We start from the raw sequence: 17,345 nt of genomic DNA on the forward strand, positions 1-17,345 counted from the left end.
GTCAACCCGGTCAGCCCGAGGAAGAACACGAAGGTCCCGAAGCCGATCCCGACCGGCCAGATGCTGGCGTGATCGGCGTGTTCCGCCTGGCTCTCCACCGCGGTCGTCACGCCGCCGTCGGTCGTCGCCGCCGTGTCGTCGACGAACTCGAGGCGACCGCTGGCGTAGCTCGGCCGCCCGTCCCAGTTATCCAGTGGCGGGGGCGACGTGGTCGCCCACTCGGCGGTCCGGGAGTACTCCCAGGGGTTATCGGGTGCGTCGGGACCCGTGAGCAGGCTCTTCCCGAGCGTGAAGAACGTGATCAGGAACGACGCGCCGAAGACGAACGCGCCGACGGTCGCTGCCTGGTGATAGATGTGGATCGCCTCGCCGTAGTGGAAGACGCGCCGGGGCGTCTCCCAGGCGAGGAACATCGGGAAGTACAGCAGGTTGAAGCCGACGAAGTAGACCGCGAAGTTGAGCTTGCCGAGGGTCTCGGAGTACATCTTTCCGGTTATCTTCGGCCACCAGTAGTAGAGGCCGCCGACCAGCGCGGTCACCCCCGAGACCATCACGTAGTGGAAGTGCGCGACGACCCAGTAGGTGCCCCGGAACTCGTAGTCCAGCACGACGGCGCCGAGGAAGACGCCGGTGATGCCGCCGAGGATGAACAGGACGAGCGCTCCCAGCGAGAAGAGGAACGGCGTGGTGAACCGCACGCGGCCCTTAACCATCGTGTAGATCAGCGAGAAGATCATCAGGTCGAACGGCAGCGAGATCCCGATGGTCGTCGCCATGAACAGCGTCTTGATCTCGAGGTTGATCGTCGTCAGGAACATGTGATGGGCCCAGACGAGGAACGACTGGACCGCGACCAGGACCATCGCGATGATGACCCACTTGCGGCCGACCAGCCGCCGCCCCGTAAAGGTCTGGAACGTCTCGAACATGATTCCCAACGCCGGGAAGAAGACGATGTACACCTCCGGGTGTCCGAAGAACCAGAACAGGTGCGCCCATAACAGACTCGAGCCCTCGTCGGTCGCGAAGTACTGAGTCAGGAGGAGTCGATCGCTCGCGAGCAACAGGAGCGCGGCCAGCAGCGCCGCGAACGCGAACAGCATCATCCAGATCGTCAGCAGCCACGACCAGGTGAACAGCGGCATGTTCCACAGCCCCAGCCCCTCTGCGCGCGAGCGGTGAATCGTCGTGAGGAAGTTCACCGACCCGAGCGTGATCGACATTACGAACAGCATCAATCCGAGGATCGTCGCGTTTCCGCCGGTCGTCGCCTGCAGCGCGGGGTGGTACATCGGCACGTTCAACGGCGCGTACATGTACCAGCCGCCGGCGAACGCCCGCTCCTGGAAGAATGCGACGGCGAGAAGGAGCCCCGAGAACAGATAGAACCAGTAACTCAACGCGTTTAGTCGCGGGAACGCCAGGTCCTTCGCACCGATCTGTAGCGGGACGAAGTAGTTCGCGAAGCCGGCGGCGAACGGCGAGAGAAACCAGAAGACCATCAACAGGCCGTGGTTGGTAACCGCCTGGTTGAACTCGTTGTTCTCGAGCAGCCCCGTTCCGCCGGGGACCCACAGGTGGAGACGGAACAGGAGTGCGAGCACCCCGCCGAGCAGGAGGAAAAACAGCGCCGTCGCCAGATAGAGGATTCCGATATCCTTGTGGTTGGTCGTCACCAGCCACCGTTTGACGGTTGTCTGCGGCGGAAGGTCGCTCATGAACTCACCTCGTCTGCGCGGTATCGGGGTGATTCGATCCCACGTATCGGTTCGATTACGACTCCGCGAGCACGAGGCACCATTACCAGCGGATACCTCCACCAATTCCACTAATCAATGTGTTCGGTGCATCTGCAAGGCAACGGGCCGGGAATCGGCGCCATCGGTCGGCGATGCTATCGGAACCAGCCGCGGATGCGGCGACCGCGTCCGGGTCGATCCGGACACGGTTTGTCGGTCGCGCTGACGGCCGTATCGACGCGATCGCCGTCGTAGAAGAGGTCGACCGCGACGGGGTCGTCGTCGACCGCCACCGAGAAGCACCGCGTCGACGACGGCGGAACGACCAGCCGGTTCCGATCGCCGGTCGCGGCCGCGGCCGTCGCCGACTCGTCGTCCGTCGCCGACTCCGTCCCCTCGACGACGATTTCGCCGAAGTACTCCTCCTGACAGGCGTCGTACTCCGGATTCGAGGCGACGACGTCGCCGGCGCCCGGAACGGTCGGCCCCTCCTCGAACGCTTCGGCGGTTCCGATGATTCCGTCCGCCGGTCCCCGCTCGTGCTCGGTTATATCGATGACGCGGACGCCGTCGACGGAGTTGAAGTAGAGGAAGTCGTTACCGATCAACCCGGCCTCCGTGAGGAACGACACCTCGGTGACGACCTCGGCGAACGTCCCGACGACGAGGATGGTCTGACAGTCGATGAACTCGATCCCCGGTTCGAGGGGCCGGCGCTGCCACTCGAGGAAGGCGGGGCGGCGGCCGTCGTTGGTCGCACAGAAGACCGCTCGGTCGTCGTCGGCGCAGTCGGCGGTCAGTCCGACATCATCGGGGTCGACCAGCGCAGGCCGTGCGCTCCCGGTCCCCGAGAGGCCGACCGCACCCCCGCCCACTGCGACACCGGCGACGGAGGCCTTTCGAAGCCAGTCGCGTCTCGAATACTCTCGTGTCATGGACGAGCGTAACCCGAACCGGACACTACGTTATTAGGTAACTTCCATCGGAATACAGCGCATATTCTTGCTCGAAAACAGCACTCGGAACGGTAGGAATCCGCTAAATGCTACCGGACCGCCGGATCGGTGTTCCTACCGGCCGTCGGCGCGTGCGAACGCGAACTCCCGGACGAGCTTGCCGGCCAGCGCCGCGGTCTGTCCCTCGTCGCGGTCGTTGACTTCGACGACGTCGAAGCCGTCCGCGTACGGCGCGACCTCGCGGACGACGTCGCGCAGCTCGCGGGACTCGAGGCCGAACGGCTCTCTGGTCCCCGTCGCCGGTGCGTAGGCGGGGTCGGCGGCGTCGATATCGACGCTCAGGTAGACGTCGCGACCGTCGAGTCGGTCCGCGAGCGGCCAGTCGGCGACGTCTTCCGGCGAGACGACCGTCACGTCCGGCGCTCGGGCCCGCTCCCACTCCGTTTCGCTGCCGGTGCGAGCGCCGAGGATGAACACGTCCTCGACCGCGGACTCCTCGAGGATCCGTCGCGTGACGGAGGCGTGGGAGAGTTCGTTGCCGTCGTAGGCCTCGTAGAGGTCAAGGTGGGCGTCGAGCACGACGACCGCCTCGGGTTCGACGGCGCGGACGCCCGCCAGCGAGACGGTGTGTTCCCCGCCCAGCATCAGCGGGACGGCGTCGTCCCAGACGACACCGCGGAGCGTCCCCTCGAGGTACTCGAGGTACTCCTTCGCGTTGTCCCACGCGCGGATGTCGCCGTGGTCTTCGACGCCGAGTTCGGAGAAGTACTGGTCCGTCCGGTGGTCGTAGTCGTCGAACGGTTCGGCAAAAGTTCGGATGCGTCGGGGACCGAATCGGGTCCCCGGCTGAAAGGTCGTCGATACGTCCAGGGGCGCACCGACGACCACGAAGTTCGCGCCGTCACGGTCGGCGTCGTCCGCCGTGTGGCTCCCCTCGCCGTCGTCGGTCGCCCCGGGAAACATCAGACGATCTTTCGCTGTTCTTCCATCTCGAGGTATTCGATGTTCTCGTCGGGGGAGACGTCGATGTCGTCGGGGACGCGCATCGTGATCGTCTCGTACGTTTCGAGGTCCATGACCTGCATGTCGTCGCCGTCAACGGAGACGACCTGGCCCTGTTTGCGCTCGATGATCGGGACCCAGATCTTCGCGTCGACCGGCTGGGAGAGCGATCGCTTCTTGCCGTCGAAGACGCCCTCGGCCTCGACGCGTGCCTTCGCGCTGCCGTGTTTGCCCGGCTTCGCCGTCGAGTAGGCGTTGATCTTACACGGCGTGTCCTCGATCATCACGTAGCTTCCTTCCTGGAGGTCGCGAACTTCGGTCTGCTGTTTCGCCATGTCCCGGCGTAATCAATCGACGTGCATAAACCGTTTGGAATGGCCGCTGGCACCGAGTCAGTCGGTGACACGGCGGACGCGGCTCGCGAGGAGCGGGCGCACCTGGCCCGCGATTCGTACCCGACGACGCGGGACCGATCCCGTCTCGAGTCGTTGTTTACGTCCCGTCCCAGCGGAACCCGCGCGGTTCGGTCGGCGGCTCGAGCGGACTCGCCGGCAGTCCGTCCCCGACGGTCGGATCGTTGTAGGCCCGCGGCGCGATGTCGTTCGGTCCATCGGGGTAGTACAGCGAGGCGAGCGTCTGGATCTGCCCCCGCCCGACGCCGAGTTCGAACTGGCCGCCGCCGTACAGCCGAATCTCGTTCGCCTCGCAGTAGGCCAGCGTCTCGAGCAGCGACTCGAGCGAGCCGAACCGGGAGGGTTTGACGTTGAGCCAGTCGGGGTCCCACGGGAGCGCCTCGACGTCCGCCAGGCCGTGTATCGGGGCATCCCACGATACCCGCCCGCGGACGTCGGCGTCCTCGAACAGCGGCCGCGTCCGAGCGGTCAGGGCGGGATCCTCGACGACGGCGTTGGGGAAGGCCTCGAGGACTCGTTCGTACAGTTCGCGATCGGCGGGGACGTCGACCTCGGTTCCCTCGTACCGTCCCTTGAGGTCGAGAATGCGGATCGCGTCGGCCCCGACGGCGTCGTCGATCCCCGCCACGAGGTCGTCGTCCCAGGCCGGGATCGGATCCAGTTTGAACTCGAGGCCCGGGACCCGTTCGCGCAGGGCCTCGAGACGATCGGTCGTCGGCGGCTCGCCCAGCCGGGTGCTGGCGACGAACCGGACGGGATCGAGCGACCGACCGAGCGCGCTCGCGACGTCGGTGTCGGCCTGCCGCAAGGCGAGGTCCAGCGCCGCGCTCTCGAGCCCCCAGCGCCGGTAGTTGCGGAACACGTCGCGGTCCGGCGCGCCGGCGGAAAAGAGGTCGATCTCCGCGAGGCGCGACGAAAACGAGTCGATCGTCCACTCGCCGGCGAGCTCGGGCAGCCCCGACTCGGCCAGCGCGTCGTGATCGTCGGTCTCGTAGGTGACGTCCTCGCCGCGGCCGACGACCGCCTCGCCGTCCGGTCCGGGGCCGGAGAGGGCGAACTCGGTCGTGACGCGGGTGAACTCGCTCGAGGTCTCGCGCTCGAGGCGGTCGGTCGACACCTCGTCGATCGTCACCGGTAGGTCGGCAATCCGCTCGTAGTCCATACCGGACACTCGAGCGCCAGCGAAAAGAACGTTTGACCCTGCCTACTCCTCGCCGCGGCGCCGGCGCATGCTCTGTCGCGTGAACTGCGGTTTGGCGCCGATCCCCTTCCGTTCGCGGAACGAGCGGTAGAGCAGGACCGTCACGACCAGCGAGAAGACGGCCGCGACAATCGACGCTCGAGGCGCCTCGAGCGCGTAGAGGACGCCCGTCGAGAACAGCGACATCGTGAGCAACATGCCGTAGATCAGCCGTTTCGCGAACGTGTCGAAGACGTTCTCCTCGTCCTCGAGGCCGATGCGGACGTAGAGGTCGTCCCGATCGAGTCGGTCGAGGGCGCGCTCGGCTTTGGGCGCGAGTCGGGTCAGCGACTCGCCGGTTCTGCGGATGTTCTCGCCGGTCTCCCGGGCGTACTGTCGGATCGACTCCTCGCGGTACCCCTCCTCGGTGAGGTAGTCGGTCGCGACCGAGATGAAGTCGAAGTCGGGATCGAGGGTGACGCAGACCCCCTCGACGACGGTCGCGACCCGCAAGACCAGCGCGAGGTTCTTGGGGAGTCGGAACGGGAAGACGTAGATCGAGTCCTCGATCTGGCCGACGATCTGATTGACCCGGTACTGTTCGACGTCCTCGCCGCGGGCGTCCTGGATGGCGATCTCCATCACCTCGGCCATCACGCCCCGGTCGGCGTCGGGGCTCAAGGTACCGATTTCGATCAGCGCGTCGAGGATGCCGTCGATGTTCTGGTTGGCGACGGCGACGTAGAAGTCGATGATCTTCTCTTGGACGAACGAGTCGACCCGGCCCGACATCCCGAAGTCGTAGAAGACGATCCGCCCGTCGTCGGTCACCGCGAGGTTCCCTGGGTGCGGATCGGCGTGGAAGACCCCGTCGTCCATGATCATCTGCAGGTACGCCCGTTCCAAGTTCTCCGCGAGTCGCGTGCGGTCGATCCCCTTGCGCTCGAGTTCCCCGAGATCGTTGATCTTCGTCCCCTGGATGTACTCCATCGTGAGCACGCGCCGACCGGAGTGGCTCTCGATCACGTCGGGGATGACGAACCGGTCGTCGCCCGCGAAGTTGGTCCGGATCTCCCGGAGCATCTCGGACTCGCGCTCGTAGTCCATCTCCTCGCGGATTGTCTTCGAGAACTCGTCGGCGAGGTTCCGCAGGGAAAAGGCCCGAGATTCGTCGACGAAGTACAGCAGGATCGGCAGCGACCATTTGATCACCCGCAGGTCCGCGTTGACCAGTTCCTCGATGTCCGGCCGCCGGATCTTCACCGCGACCTCGCGGCCGGCGGGGTCGGGTCCTCCGGCGCCGTCCACTCGAGTATCCCCCGATTCGGCCGTCGGGTCCGCCGTCCCGACGGCGTCGACGGCCTCGGGATCGACCCGCGCGTGATACACCTGCCCGAGGCTCGCGCCGCTGATCGCCTCGGTCTCGAACTCGACGAAGTTCTCGTCGACGGGGCCGATCTCTGCCTCGAGGACCCGTTTCGCGTCGGCCCAGTCGGCCGGCGGCACCTCGTCTTGCAGCGCCGCGAGGACGTCGATGTACGCCGGCGGGAGCACGTCGGGCCGGGTCGAGAGCAGCTGACCGAGTTTGATGAACGTCGGCCCGAGGGTCAGCAGCGACTCGAGGAGGACCTCCGCCCGGTGACGGTGGGTCTCGGCGTCGACCGATCGCGGCCGCCCGAACAGCAGGAATCGGCGGCGGTCACGGGCGTAGGCGAGCAACAGCGGGAGGAACTGCCACGCGACGAGGACGAACCGCTTGTACGCACGGAGGGAGCCCAGTCTGTGTCACCTCAGGTTAGGAGTCTTCCTCGACGACGTCGATCGTCGTCTCGCCCGTCGCCGACGTTTTGGGGAGAGTCAACTCGAGGACGCCGCGTTCGACGATCGCTTCCGTCTCCGTACTGACTGCGTCGGCGGGGAGGGGAAGCTCGATATCGAGAAAGAGCGAGCGGTTCTCCTCGAGGTACTGGTAGTCGCCCGCGGGGTCCTTCTCGCGGTGGGCCTCGATGGAGAGCCGTCCGTCGTCGACCGCCACCTCGAGGGAGTCGGCGGAGACGCCCGGAACGTCGAGGACGAGCAGGTAGGCGTCCTCTCTCTCGAGCAGATCGAAGAAGACGTCTTCCGAGAGATCCTGCAGTGCGGCGCGAAGCGCTGACATGGCTACAGGTTCGAACGCCGATACGAAAAAGGCCGCGGTAGCGGCCGATTCGACTGTCGGACGGCGCTGTGACCGACGCGGGACGCGGCCGATCGCGGGGCCCGTCGACGGGGGGCGGTCCCCCACGTTTTAGGCGCCCGGCGACCCGAGTGCAGGTATGGACGGAGCCGACAGCGAGCGCAAGCGGGCCGGGTTCAAGGAACGGACGCCGGTCGACGAGGCGCGACGGATACTCAGGGAGGCCGTCGCGGGGGCCGACGACGCGGCCGCTGCAAACGGCGACGACGGCGACGCGCTCTCGCCGCTGACGGGAACCGAACGGCTCGAGGTCGAGCGCGCGGACGGCCGCGTGCTGGCCGCTCCCGTCGCCTCGGCCCGGAGCGTCCCCCACTACGAGCGGGCCGCGATGGACGGCTACGCCGTCCGCGCCGCGGACACGTTCGGCGCCAGCGACCGCTCCCCCGAAGTGCTACGGATCGCCGAGGGCGTCGGCGCCGACGCCGAGATCGGGCCCGACACCGCCGCCCGCGTCCACACCGGCAGCGCCCTTCCGGCGGGCGCCGACGCCGTCGTCATGATCGAGCGCGTGACCGAACTCGAGTCGGCCGGCGACGTCGAGATCGAGGACGCGGTCGCCGAGGGCGAGAACGTCGCGCCGGTCGGCGAGGACGTCGAGGCAGAACAGCACCTCTACGACGCCGGCCACCGGCTGCGGCCGTCGGATCTGGGCCTGCTGCGGTCGGCGGGCTACGCCCGCGTCGCGGTCGCCGAGCCCCCGACGGTCGGCGTGATCCCGACCGGCGAGGAACTCGTCGAGGCCGATCCGGGGCCGGGCGAAGTGATCGAGACCAACGGGCTCACCGTCTCGCGGCTCGCGAACCGCTGGGGGGGCCGCGCGACCTACCGGGACGTCGTCACCGACGAGTTCGAGTCGCTTCGCGTGGCGATCCAGCGCGACCTGACGAAGGACGTGATCGTCACCACCGGCGGCTCGAGCGTCGGCGAGCGCGACCTCCTGCCCGAGGTGATCGACGAACTGGGCGAGGTGGTCGTCCACGGCGTCGGGCTCAAGCCCGGCCACCCCGTCTGTCTCGGGATCGTTGAGGAGACCCCCGTCCTCGCGCTGCCGGGCTATCCCGTCGCCTGTATCGTCAACGCCGTCCAGTTCCTCCGACCCGTGATGCGCTGGCTCGAGGGGACCGAGTCCGATCCGCACCCGACCACGTACGCACGCCTCGAGCGAAAGATCCCCAGCGAACCCGGAACGCGGACGTTCGCGCGGGTGAAACTAGAAGCGCGCGAGCCGGACGATGGCGACGACTTCGGGGCCGGCGAGCCGCGGTTCGCGGCGACGCCGACCCGAGCCAGCGGCTCCGGCGTGCTCTCGAGCGTCGCGCTGGCCGACGGCTGGGTGGTCGTCGACGACGACCGCGAGGGGATCCCGGCGGGCGAGACCGTCGCCGTGCAGGACTGGGAGCCGAACACGTAAGTCACCTCATCTCGTCTCGATACAGTTTTTTACCGTGACGATCGTACGCACAGTCATGGAACTGAACGAATTCCTCGAGGGGGAAGGACTGACCGGCCGGCAGGCCGCGATCGTGTTCTTCACCTTCCTGACGCTGATCATCGTGGCGGGGATCCTGCTGGTCACGTTCAGCGATGCCTTCTACAATCTGGTGAACTAGGTCGACCGACGGCCTCAGTCCGACCGTATCGCCAGTCGAACCGCGTCCGCGAGCGCGTTGACCCGGGCGACGTGCTCGTAGGAACCGTCCCGAACCCCGTTCGTGACGTACGAGAAGCCGACGTTCTCCTCGGGGTCGGCCCAGCCGACGCTACTGCCGAGTCCCGCGTGGCCGAAGACGCGCTCCGGCGAGAGCGTCCCGTATGGGGCGACCGTCGTCCCGCCCTTCCAGAACCCCAGTGCGAACCGGCCTTCCCGTCCGAGCGTGCCGTCCGCGTCGGTCTCGGCCTCGAGGGCCGTCATCCGCTCGACGGTCTCCGCGGGGAGGATCCGGGTGCCCTCGAGTTCGCCCCCGTTGGCGAGACAGGCGTAGAAGCGCGCCATGTCGCCGGCGGTTCCGATCCCGTTGGCCGCCGGAATCACGGCGCGGTGGATCTCCTCGGCGTTAAACGGCGCCGCGACCTCGGCGTTGTCCCCGAGCCCCTCGCCGGGGTCTCGACAGCGGTCGAACGCGTCGAAGCCGACCAGCGTCGCCACGTCGTCGTCTTCGTCCTCCCGGAGGCCGATCCCGGTGTCGTCCATCTCGAGGGGGTCGAACACGCGCTCCTCGACGGCCTCCTCGATCGGCGAGCCGGACACCCGACGGACGAGTTCGCCGACTAGCCAGCCGAAGGTGAGCGCGTGGTAGGCGGGCGTCTCGCCCGGCGGGAAATTCGGCTCCATCGCTTCGATCTGCTCGACCGCGGCCTCCCAGTCGGTCCAGAGATCGGGCCGGTCGTCGATCTCTCCCTGATTGAGTCCCGCGGTGTGGCTGAGGACCTGTCGGACGGTGATCCCGGCCTTCTCGGTCCCCTCGTCGGCGAACTCCGGCCAGTGGTCGACCACTCGGTCGTCGTACGCGAGTTCCCCCTCGTCGACCAGCGTGTGCAGCGTCACGGCGGCGTAGGGCTTCGTACACGAGAACAGCACGTGGCGCGTCTCGGGGGTCTCGCGGTCGCCGTCTGGCCCCTCGCGGCCGCCCGCGAGATCGAGCACCCGCTCACCGTCGACGTAGACGGCCAACTGCGCGCCGTGGTGGAGGCCGGCCTCGAGGTGGCGGTCGAACAGGGCGGCGATCCGCTCGCGATCCGAATCGGGGAGTCGTGTCATACCACACCGCACCAGCGGAACGCTTGTAACCGTTCGGGAGCGTCGTCTCGCCGATCCCGGATCGACGTCGCGGAGAAAGCGGACAGCGCGTTAGCCGGAGAACTCGTAGAGTTCGTCGCGGAGAAAGCGGACAGCGCGTTAGCCGGAGAACTCGTAGAGTTCGTCGCCGACGTGGTGCAGCGAGTCGATGACCTTTCCCTCGTCGCCGGCCATATCCTCGCCGTCGACGCGAGCGCGGCCGACCGCCAGCACCTTTCCGTGGGACTCCTCGGCGATGACGACCAGATCGTCGGGCGAGATGTCGTCGGTGGCCTCCGTGATCCCCGGTCGCATCACGTCCGCGCCGTCGCTGACGAACGAGATCGCGCCGGCGTCGACCGTGACCAGGCGCTTTTCGGGTTCGTAGGCGTTGGCGCCTCTGACGGTCAGGAACGGTTCCTCGTCGAAGTAGGCGACCTGTGGCTCCCCGTCGATGAGGACGACCTCCCAGTCGGTGTCCTCGAACTCGACGCGCTCGTAGGCGTCGCCCTCGGGCGAGACGCCGAGTTGCTCCTCGAGGGCCGTCTCGACGTCCGAGACGACGTCGCTGCGGAGATGGTGTCGGGACTTGACCTGCATACCCGGTCCAACGGCCGAGCGAGAGATAAAAGGCCCGTTCGGCGACCGATCGGAGGCCCTGAGAGTCGCCGCCGATTAGGGGTGTGACAATCGCTAAGTACTAGCACGGTGTCCGGTTAGCTATGTGGCCCTCCCGGACGCGCACTGAGACGGTCACGTGTCTCGCCTGCGGCGATCAGGTCACCCGGTCGATGGCGCGCGAGTACGACAAACACGGCGACCGCTGGGATCGCGAGGACAAGGAGTTCGAACACCTCTGTAAATCCTGTCACGACGACCTCTGTCACTATCCGCGGGACGACCTCGAGGCCTTACTCGTCGAGAGCGAGGCCGGCGAAACGGATCGGGCCGCTTTTCTCGCCGACTACCTCGAGACCGTCGAGGAGCGCTACGGGACGCTCGAAGAGGAGTCCTGACGGCGAACCGCGTCGAGTTCGCGGCCTCCCTCGAGCGGCGCCGATTCGAGTCGCGACCGCTCTAGCGGTCGCCTGCCCATCCCGACACGACTTTCACCTTCACGTCCGTAGGCCCCGCTATGAGTAACGACGCACAGGCCGAGGCCGGGACGGCCGAGGCCCAGGGCCCGGTCGAAGTCTCGGAGGACCTCGCGCGCCACCTCGAGAACAAACGCGAGGAACTCTTCGAGAAGTTCGAACTCCGTGACGAGTTCCCCGCCGAGGTCCTCGAGGAGGCCGAAGCCCGAACGGAGGGCGTGACGGCCGAGATCAGCGACGAGATCGACGAACGGAAGGATCTGCGAGATCTGACGACGTGGACGACGGACCCGATCGACGCCCAGGACTTCGACGACGCGCTCTCGATCGAAGAGCGCGACGACGAGTACGTCCTCTGGGTCCACATCGCCGACGTCACCCACTACGTCAATCCCGACACGGCGATGTGGGACGAGGCCGTCGAACGGGGCAACACGGTCTACCTGCCCGGCTACACGGTCCACATGCTGCCGCCGGTGCTCGCCGAGACGGTCTGTTCGCTGGTCGCCAACGAGGACCGACTCGCCCACACCGTCGAGATGCACCTCGACAAGGAGAACCTCTCCTACGAGAACATCGAGATCTACAAGTCGGTCATCCAGTCCGACGAGCGCCTGACCTACTCGCAGGCCGAGAACCGCCTCGAGGACCCCGACGCCGACCTCCACGAGGAGAACAAACTGGTCTACGAGGTCGCAAACCGGATGCACGAACAGCGCAAGGAGGACGGCTCGCTCGTCCTGAACCCCGCCCGCGACCGGGCCCACACCATCATCGAGGAGTGCATGCTGAAGGCTAACAAGGCCGTCACGCACGAGCTCATGTGGAACCGCGGCGTCGAGGCGATGTACCGCGTCCACCCGCAGCCGAGCCCCGACGAGTGGTCCGAAGCCCTCCGAGAGATTCAGGACCTAGATGGCGTCTCGATCCCCGGCAGCACGTGGGACGACCCCCGGAAGGCCGTCAACGCGACGCTCGAGGAGGCGCCGGGCCGCCAGCTCGACAAGATCCAGTGGGCGGTGATGAAGGTGATGCCCCGCGCGAAGTACATGAACGACCCGTTCGGCGGCCACCACGCGCTGAACTTCGAGATCTACGGCCACTTCACCAGCCCCATCCGCCGGCTCAGCGACCTGATCAACCACTGGATCGTCTATCAGAACGACGTCCCCGAGAACCTGATCGAACTCTGCGACCGCGCCAGCGACAAGCAGAAGGACGCCGAGCAGTGCGAACGCGAGTACAAGAACTTCCTCCAGGAGGTCGGTCTCGATCCGATGGCGGTCAACAACCGCGGGATCGAAATCGTTGACGACGACGAAGCCGACAAGACGCTGTAACGGTCGCTACCGCGCGAGTGATGCCGTCTGATTTTCCAGCCTGATCGAACCTCGTGCGGCGGCGCACACTCGATCCCGGTGAGCGTATCGGGAACCATGCTTCGAAGCCGTGCGAGGGCTTCGCGAGTCGGGCGGGACCGGCGGTCCCGCATCCCATGCGAACGCCGCCAGGGTCGCCGTGAGCAGATGGGCGCTTCACGCCCGTGAGCAGCGTACTCGAGACTCACCGCTCTGCAAACCGCCGATATCGCGTTCGACTCGAGGAGCGACGCTCGTCAGTCGCTCTCCCTCCCATCCGCGCTCGCGATCGGTCGCTCGTAGACGTACTCCTCGAGGCCGGCGGCCAGATCGTTCTTCCGCGTCGCGACGCGTTCGAACCCCGCGGATTCGTAAAACGCGATTCCGACGTCGTTGGCCGCGAGGACGGCCAGCCGCAGGCGGTCGAACGCGTCCTCGAGGTCGGCCTCGAGTCGCGTTAACAATTGCGTCCCGGTCCCCTCGCCCCAGATCTCGGGGGTGACGTACAGGCGCGCGAGGTAGCCGACCGCCGGGTCCTCGGGCCACGGGACGGCGTGGGCGAACCCGGCACACTCGCGGTCGAACTCGCCGATGCGGTCTGCGCGGTCGTCCATCGATCGCGCTCGAGCGCCGTCGTCGGCCGACTCGGCGACGAGGAAGGCCACGTCCGCCCGCTTGCTCGCGCCGTCGATCGACGACTCGAGGTCGCCGATCGCGTACCAGTCGTCGACGACCTCGTCGACCCGGTCGGAGCCGAGGATCTCGTCGTAGGCAGCGTGCCAACTCTCGCGGGCCGTCTGGTGGATCGCCCAGACGTCGTCGCGCGTCGCCGGCCGGACGGCTCGACTCACGTGACATCGTACCAACTCCGTAACCAAAAGTTCGGGGCCGGACGTTGAACGGTTGTACAGGTCCTGATACGTCCGAATACGACTTTCTCGATTTCGTCGGTGTGCGCGAATCGAGACGGGAGTCCCGTCGCCGATTCAGTCGACGACGAACGTTTCGGCCTCGATTACGCTGCCGCCGACCCAGCACTCGCGGGCGAACCACGCGAAGTAGCCCACGAGCCCGGCGGTGAGCACGCCCTCGAGCGCCCCGAGTCCGGTGATGCCGTCGCCTCGGTGGAGGCTCGCGACGCTGATCGCGGCCCAGCCGACCGCCAGCAGGGCGATCGCGACGGCGGCGACGCGGGGCCACTCGAGGGTCGTCGACCCGAGCGAGACCCGCTCCCGGCGGCCGGCGGCGAGCATCCCGCACCCGACGGCGACGAGCCACGCGACGATTGCGATCATCGACGGCGTCGTCGGAATCCCCAGCGCGGCGACGAAGCTGACGGCCAGCAGGAGCGTCGCGACGCCGCCGCCCGCGAGCCCGCGGCGGAGGACGGCCTTTCGGGTGTTCACGGGTGAGGATTCGGCGGCGGCCGTCATTACCGGTTCGGATCGCGGTCATCGGAACTGGCTGTCAGGTCGGGCGACGAACGACGAAAACGAGCGAAGCGGAGAACGGGAAACCGGTCGTCGAGTCGCGATCAGTCGTCAGTCGTCGTCCATCGGCGCCGTCACGGGCTCGACGCGCTCGCCGCGAGGCCCCTCGATGTCGACCTTCGGGAGCAGATCGCGCAGGTAGCGGCCGGTGTGGGAGTCGTCGAGTCGCGCGACTTCTTCCGGCGTCCCCGTCGCGACGATCTCGCCGCCGTTTTCGCCGCCCTCGGGGCCGAGATCGATGATGTGGTCGGCGTTCTTCACGAGGTCGAGTTCGTGCTCGATGACGACGACGGTGTTGCCGTTGTCGGTCAGCCGGTGGAGGACGTCGATGAGCTTGCGCTCGTCCTCGCTGTGGAGTCCGGTGGTGGGCTCGTCGAGCAGGTAGAGCGTCTCGCCCGTGTCCTTCTTCCCCAACTCCTCGGCGAGCTTGATCCGCTGGGCCTCGCCGCCCGACAGCGTCGTGGAGGGCTGGCCGAGCTTCATGTAATCGAGGCCGACGTCCTTCAGCAGCTTCAGGCGCCGCCGGATCTGGCTCGAGGACTCGAAGAACTCGTAGGCCTCCTCGACTTCCATCTCGAGGACGTCGGCGATGGTCTTGCCCTTGTAGGTGACGTCGAGCGTGGCGTCGTTGTAGCGGGCGCCGTCGCACTCCTCACAGGGGACGTACACGTCGGAGAGGAAGTTCATCTCGATCTTCACCGTTCCCTGTCCGCCACACTCCTCGCAGCGGCCGCCCTTGACGTTGAAGGAGAACCGGCCCTTCTCGTAGCCGCGCTGTTTCGCCAGCTTCGTCTGGGCGAACAGTTCGCGGATGTAGTCGAAGACGTTGGTGTACGTCGCCGGGTTCGAGCGGGGCGTGCGGCCGATCGGCGACTGGTCGATCAGCCGTACGGTCTCGATCTCCTCGAGACCCTCGAGGGCGTCGTGGTCGCCCGGGATGACCGACGTGTTGTCGTTCATCTCGCGGGCCAGCCCCTTGTAGAGCACCTCGTGCATCAGGGTGGACTTGCCGGAGCCGGAGACGCCCGTGATCGCCGTGAAGTTGCTCAACGGGATGTCGACGTCGACGTCATCGAGGTTGTGCTGGCGGGCGCCGCGGATCGTCAGCGCGCCGTCGGGATCGCGGCGTTCGTCGGGGACCGGAATCTGCCGGCGGCCGGAGAGGTACTCGCCCGTCACGGAGCCCTCGGTCGCCTTGACCTCCTCGACGGGGCCGTTGGCGACGACCTCGCCGCCGCGCTTGCCGGGGCCGGGCCCCATGTCGATGACCTGGTCCGCCCGGCGCATCGTCTCCTCGTCGTGTTCGACGACGATGAGGGTGTTTCCGAGGTCCCGCAGTTCCTCTAAGGTGTCCAGCAGGCGGTCGTTGTCCCGCTGGTGGAGCCCGATCGAGGGCTCGTCTAACACGTAGAGGACGCCGACGAGGCCGGAGCCGATCTGCGTGGCCAGCCGGATGCGCTGGCTCTCGCCGCCCGACAGCGTCGCGGCCTCCCGGTCGAGCGTGAGGTAGTCCAGCCCGACCTCGCACATGAAGCCGAGTCGCGCGCGGATCTCCTTCAAGATCTCCTCGGCGATGACCTTCTCGCGCTCGGTGAGGTCGGCCTCCATCGATTCGAAGTGTTCTAAGGCGTCGCCGATGCTCATCGCGTTGATCTCGGTGATCGCCGTCTCGTCGACGAGCACGGCCCGACTCGCGGCCTTCAGCCGCGTGCCGTCACAGGCCGGACACTCCGTCGCGGACATGTAGTCCTCGATGTGCTCTCTGGTCGAGTCGGAGTCGGTCTCGATATACCGGCGCTCGAGGTTCGGAATGACGCCCTCGAAGCGCTTGCGCTTCCGGCGGGTGCCGTTTTTCGTGCTCCGCTTGAACACGACCTCGTCGTCGGTGCCGTAGAGGAACGCCTGCTGGACGTCCTCGTCTAACTCCTCGAACGGCGTCGACAGCGAGACGCCGAAGTGCTCGGCGACGGCGTCGAGGCGGGTTCGGTAGTACGACCGGTTGTAGCTCCAGGCCTCGAAGACGTGCTTGAGCGGCTTGGACTCGTCCTGCACGACGAGGCCCTCGTCGACCTCCTTGGTCTCGCCCAGCCCTTCGCACTCGGGACAGGCGCCGTGGGGCGAGTTGAACGAGAAGGAGCGGGTCTCGATCTCGGGGACGTCGATCCCGCAGTGGGTACAGGCGAGGTCCTTCGAGAACTCGACGACGAAGCGGTCGTCCTCCTCGGTCTCGTTGCCCAGGGCGCCCGTCCGGCGGGCCGCGTCGCCCAGATCGCTCGCGACGTCTTTGGGCGCGTCCGGCAGGATGACCTTCAGGACGCCCTCGGCCTCGTCGAGCGCGGTTTCGACGCTGTCGATGATGCGCGGGCGGTCCTCCGTGGAGACCTTCACGCGGTCGACGATGACGTCGACGGTGTGGTCGAAGTTCTCGTCCAAGTCGGGGTCGTCCAGCGTGAGGTCGTGTTCCTCGCCGTCAATCTCGACGCGGGCGTACCCCTCCGAGACGAGTTCCTCGAAGAGGTCCTCGAAGGCGCCCTTCTGGTCGCGGACGACCGGCGCCGCCAGCTTGACCCTCGTGTTCTCGGGGAGCTCGAGGATGCGTTCGACCATGTTCTGGGCCGACTGTTCGCCGACTTCGCGGCCACAGTCGGGACAGTGGGGGGTGCCGACGCGGGCGTAGAGGAGACGGAGATAGTCGTGGAGTTCCGTGACGGTCCCCACCGTCGATCGGGGGTTGTTCGCGGCGTTCTTCTGGTCGATCGAGATCGCCGGGGAGAGGCCTTCGACGGTCTCGACCTGCGGCTTGTCCATCTGCCCAAGGAAGTTCCGGGCGTACGCCGAGAGGCTCTCGATGTACCGGCGTTGGCCCTCGGCGTAGATCGTCTCGAACGCCAGCGAGGACTTGCCCGACCCCGACAGGCCGGTGACGACGGTGAACTCCTCGCGGGGAATGGTGACGTCGAGGTCCTTGAGGTTGTGTTCCTCCGCGCCCCGCACCTCGATGTAGTCCTTGCTCATAATTTCGTGGTGATCGGTGACTGCATAATTGCGCGACTCGCTGCTCGATTCACTGTGATGGAGTCAGTGTCCGGAAGGACTTAACG

The 17,345-nt window shown here is 66.9% G+C and carries 16 protein-coding genes; 4 read left to right on the forward strand and 12 right to left on the reverse strand.

Translation table 11 applies throughout. The annotated features are described in order from the left end of the window. The 7 genes from C477_RS08080 to C477_RS08110 all read right to left on the reverse strand — a co-directional run. Positions 1–1,718 (reverse strand): cytochrome c oxidase subunit I (locus C477_RS08080; protein ID WP_008893977.1); only part of this gene is annotated, 1,718 nt, incomplete at its 3' end. A gap of 176 nt (positions 1,719–1,894) precedes the next feature. Then, a complete protein-coding gene (locus C477_RS23815; protein WP_008893978.1) occupies positions 1,895–2,674 on the reverse strand; it encodes a hypothetical protein in 780 nt (259 codons plus the stop codon). 135 nt (positions 2,675–2,809) lie between these two features. Beyond that, positions 2,810–3,658: an agmatinase gene (speB, locus tag C477_RS08090; protein ID WP_008893979.1), complete on the reverse strand. Its 849-nt coding sequence runs from the start codon at positions 3,656–3,658 to the stop codon at positions 2,810–2,812. Continuing rightward, a complete protein-coding gene (locus C477_RS08095; protein WP_008893980.1) occupies positions 3,658–4,032 on the reverse strand; it encodes a translation initiation factor IF-5A in 375 nt (124 codons plus the stop codon). The genes speB and C477_RS08095 overlap by 1 nt, the downstream gene beginning before the upstream one ends. Before the next feature lie 157 nt (positions 4,033–4,189). Beyond that, entirely contained in the window at positions 4,190–5,272 is a 1,083-nt protein-coding gene (locus C477_RS08100; protein WP_008893981.1) for an enolase-like domain-containing protein, read from the reverse strand. A 42-nt stretch (positions 5,273–5,314) separates the two neighbouring features. Beyond that, on the reverse strand, positions 5,315–7,009 hold the full coding sequence (locus C477_RS08105; protein ID WP_008893982.1) for an ABC1 kinase family protein: 1,695 nt from the start codon (positions 7,007–7,009) through the stop codon (positions 5,315–5,317). Positions 7,010–7,085: 76 nt separating this feature from the next. Then, positions 7,086–7,448: an Hsp20/alpha crystallin family protein gene (locus C477_RS08110; RefSeq protein WP_008893983.1), complete on the reverse strand. Its 363-nt coding sequence runs from the start codon at positions 7,446–7,448 to the stop codon at positions 7,086–7,088. 157 nt (positions 7,449–7,605) lie between these two features. Here C477_RS08110 and C477_RS08115 point away from each other — a divergent pair, with 157 nt between their 5' ends. Together C477_RS08115 and C477_RS24025 are read left to right on the forward strand one after the other, a co-directional pair. Then, positions 7,606–8,937, forward strand: a complete 1,332-nt coding sequence (locus C477_RS08115) for a molybdopterin molybdotransferase MoeA (RefSeq protein WP_008893984.1) — start codon at positions 7,606–7,608, stop codon at positions 8,935–8,937. Between the two features lie 55 nt (positions 8,938–8,992). Continuing rightward, complete coding sequence (locus C477_RS24025) at positions 8,993–9,136, forward strand: hypothetical protein (protein ID WP_008893985.1); 144 nt, start codon at positions 8,993–8,995, stop codon at positions 9,134–9,136. Positions 9,137–9,150: 14 nt separating this feature from the next. Here the strand turns inward: C477_RS24025 and C477_RS08120 are convergent, their stop codons facing one another. Both C477_RS08120 and C477_RS08125 read right to left on the reverse strand, forming a co-directional pair. Next, positions 9,151–10,284, reverse strand: coding sequence for an EstA family serine hydrolase (locus tag C477_RS08120; protein WP_008893986.1), 1,134 nt, complete (start codon positions 10,282–10,284; stop codon positions 9,151–9,153). Positions 10,285–10,422: 138 nt separating this feature from the next. Continuing rightward, on the reverse strand, positions 10,423–10,902 hold the full coding sequence (locus C477_RS08125) for an RNA-binding protein (protein WP_008893987.1): 480 nt from the start codon (positions 10,900–10,902) through the stop codon (positions 10,423–10,425). 122 nt (positions 10,903–11,024) lie between these two features. Between C477_RS08125 and C477_RS08130 the strand changes: the two genes are divergently transcribed. Both C477_RS08130 and C477_RS08135 read left to right on the forward strand, forming a co-directional pair. Further along, positions 11,025–11,318 (forward strand): DUF7562 family protein, encoded by a 294-nt coding sequence (locus C477_RS08130; protein ID WP_008893988.1) that lies wholly within the window; start codon positions 11,025–11,027, stop codon positions 11,316–11,318. Positions 11,319–11,437: 119 nt separating this feature from the next. Next, entirely contained in the window at positions 11,438–12,736 is a 1,299-nt protein-coding gene (locus C477_RS08135) for an RNB domain-containing ribonuclease (protein ID WP_008893989.1), read from the forward strand. Between the two features lie 275 nt (positions 12,737–13,011). On the opposite strand, the gene C477_RS08140 is transcribed toward C477_RS08135, so the two are convergent. From C477_RS08140 to uvrA, 3 genes are all read right to left on the reverse strand, one after another. Beyond that, positions 13,012–13,605: a GNAT family N-acetyltransferase gene (locus C477_RS08140; protein WP_008893990.1), complete on the reverse strand. Its 594-nt coding sequence runs from the start codon at positions 13,603–13,605 to the stop codon at positions 13,012–13,014. Between the two features lie 135 nt (positions 13,606–13,740). Then, positions 13,741–14,160 (reverse strand): hypothetical protein, encoded by a 420-nt coding sequence (locus C477_RS08145; protein WP_049914439.1) that lies wholly within the window; start codon positions 14,158–14,160, stop codon positions 13,741–13,743. A 135-nt stretch (positions 14,161–14,295) separates the two neighbouring features. Beyond that, complete coding sequence (gene uvrA / locus C477_RS08150) at positions 14,296–17,259, reverse strand: excinuclease ABC subunit UvrA (protein WP_008893992.1); 2,964 nt, start codon at positions 17,257–17,259, stop codon at positions 14,296–14,298. Positions 17,260–17,345 lie beyond the last annotated feature (86 nt).

Source organism: Haloterrigena salina JCM 13891, assembly GCF_000337495.1.
Classification (GTDB): Archaea; Halobacteriota; Halobacteria; order Halobacteriales; family Natrialbaceae; genus Haloterrigena; species Haloterrigena salina.

Bases quoted from the DNA above. Each gene is read 5' to 3' on its own strand.
- C477_RS23815 (WP_008893978.1), bottom strand. From the start codon at position 2,674: ATGACACGAGAGTATTCGAGACGCGACTGGCTTCGAAAGGCCTCCGTC.
- C477_RS08130 (WP_008893988.1), top strand. From the start codon at position 11,025: ATGTGGCCCTCCCGGACGCGCACTGAGACGGTCACGTGTCTCGCCTGC.
- C477_RS08110 (WP_008893983.1), bottom strand. From the start codon at position 7,448: ATGTCAGCGCTTCGCGCCGCACTGCAGGATCTCTCGGAAGACGTCTTC.
- C477_RS08095 (WP_008893980.1), bottom strand. From the start codon at position 4,032: ATGGCGAAACAGCAGACCGAAGTTCGCGACCTCCAGGAAGGAAGCTAC.
- uvrA (WP_008893992.1), bottom strand. From the start codon at position 17,259: ATGAGCAAGGACTACATCGAGGTGCGGGGCGCGGAGGAACACAACCTC.
- C477_RS08115 (WP_008893984.1), top strand. From the start codon at position 7,606: ATGGACGGAGCCGACAGCGAGCGCAAGCGGGCCGGGTTCAAGGAACGG.
- C477_RS08120 (WP_008893986.1), bottom strand. From the start codon at position 10,284: ATGACACGACTCCCCGATTCGGATCGCGAGCGGATCGCCGCCCTGTTC.
- C477_RS08125 (WP_008893987.1), bottom strand. From the start codon at position 10,902: ATGCAGGTCAAGTCCCGACACCATCTCCGCAGCGACGTCGTCTCGGAC.
- speB (WP_008893979.1), bottom strand. From the start codon at position 3,658: ATGTTTCCCGGGGCGACCGACGACGGCGAGGGGAGCCACACGGCGGAC.
- C477_RS24025 (WP_008893985.1), top strand. From the start codon at position 8,993: ATGGAACTGAACGAATTCCTCGAGGGGGAAGGACTGACCGGCCGGCAG.
- C477_RS08135 (WP_008893989.1), top strand. From the start codon at position 11,438: ATGAGTAACGACGCACAGGCCGAGGCCGGGACGGCCGAGGCCCAGGGC.
- C477_RS08100 (WP_008893981.1), bottom strand. From the start codon at position 5,272: ATGGACTACGAGCGGATTGCCGACCTACCGGTGACGATCGACGAGGTG.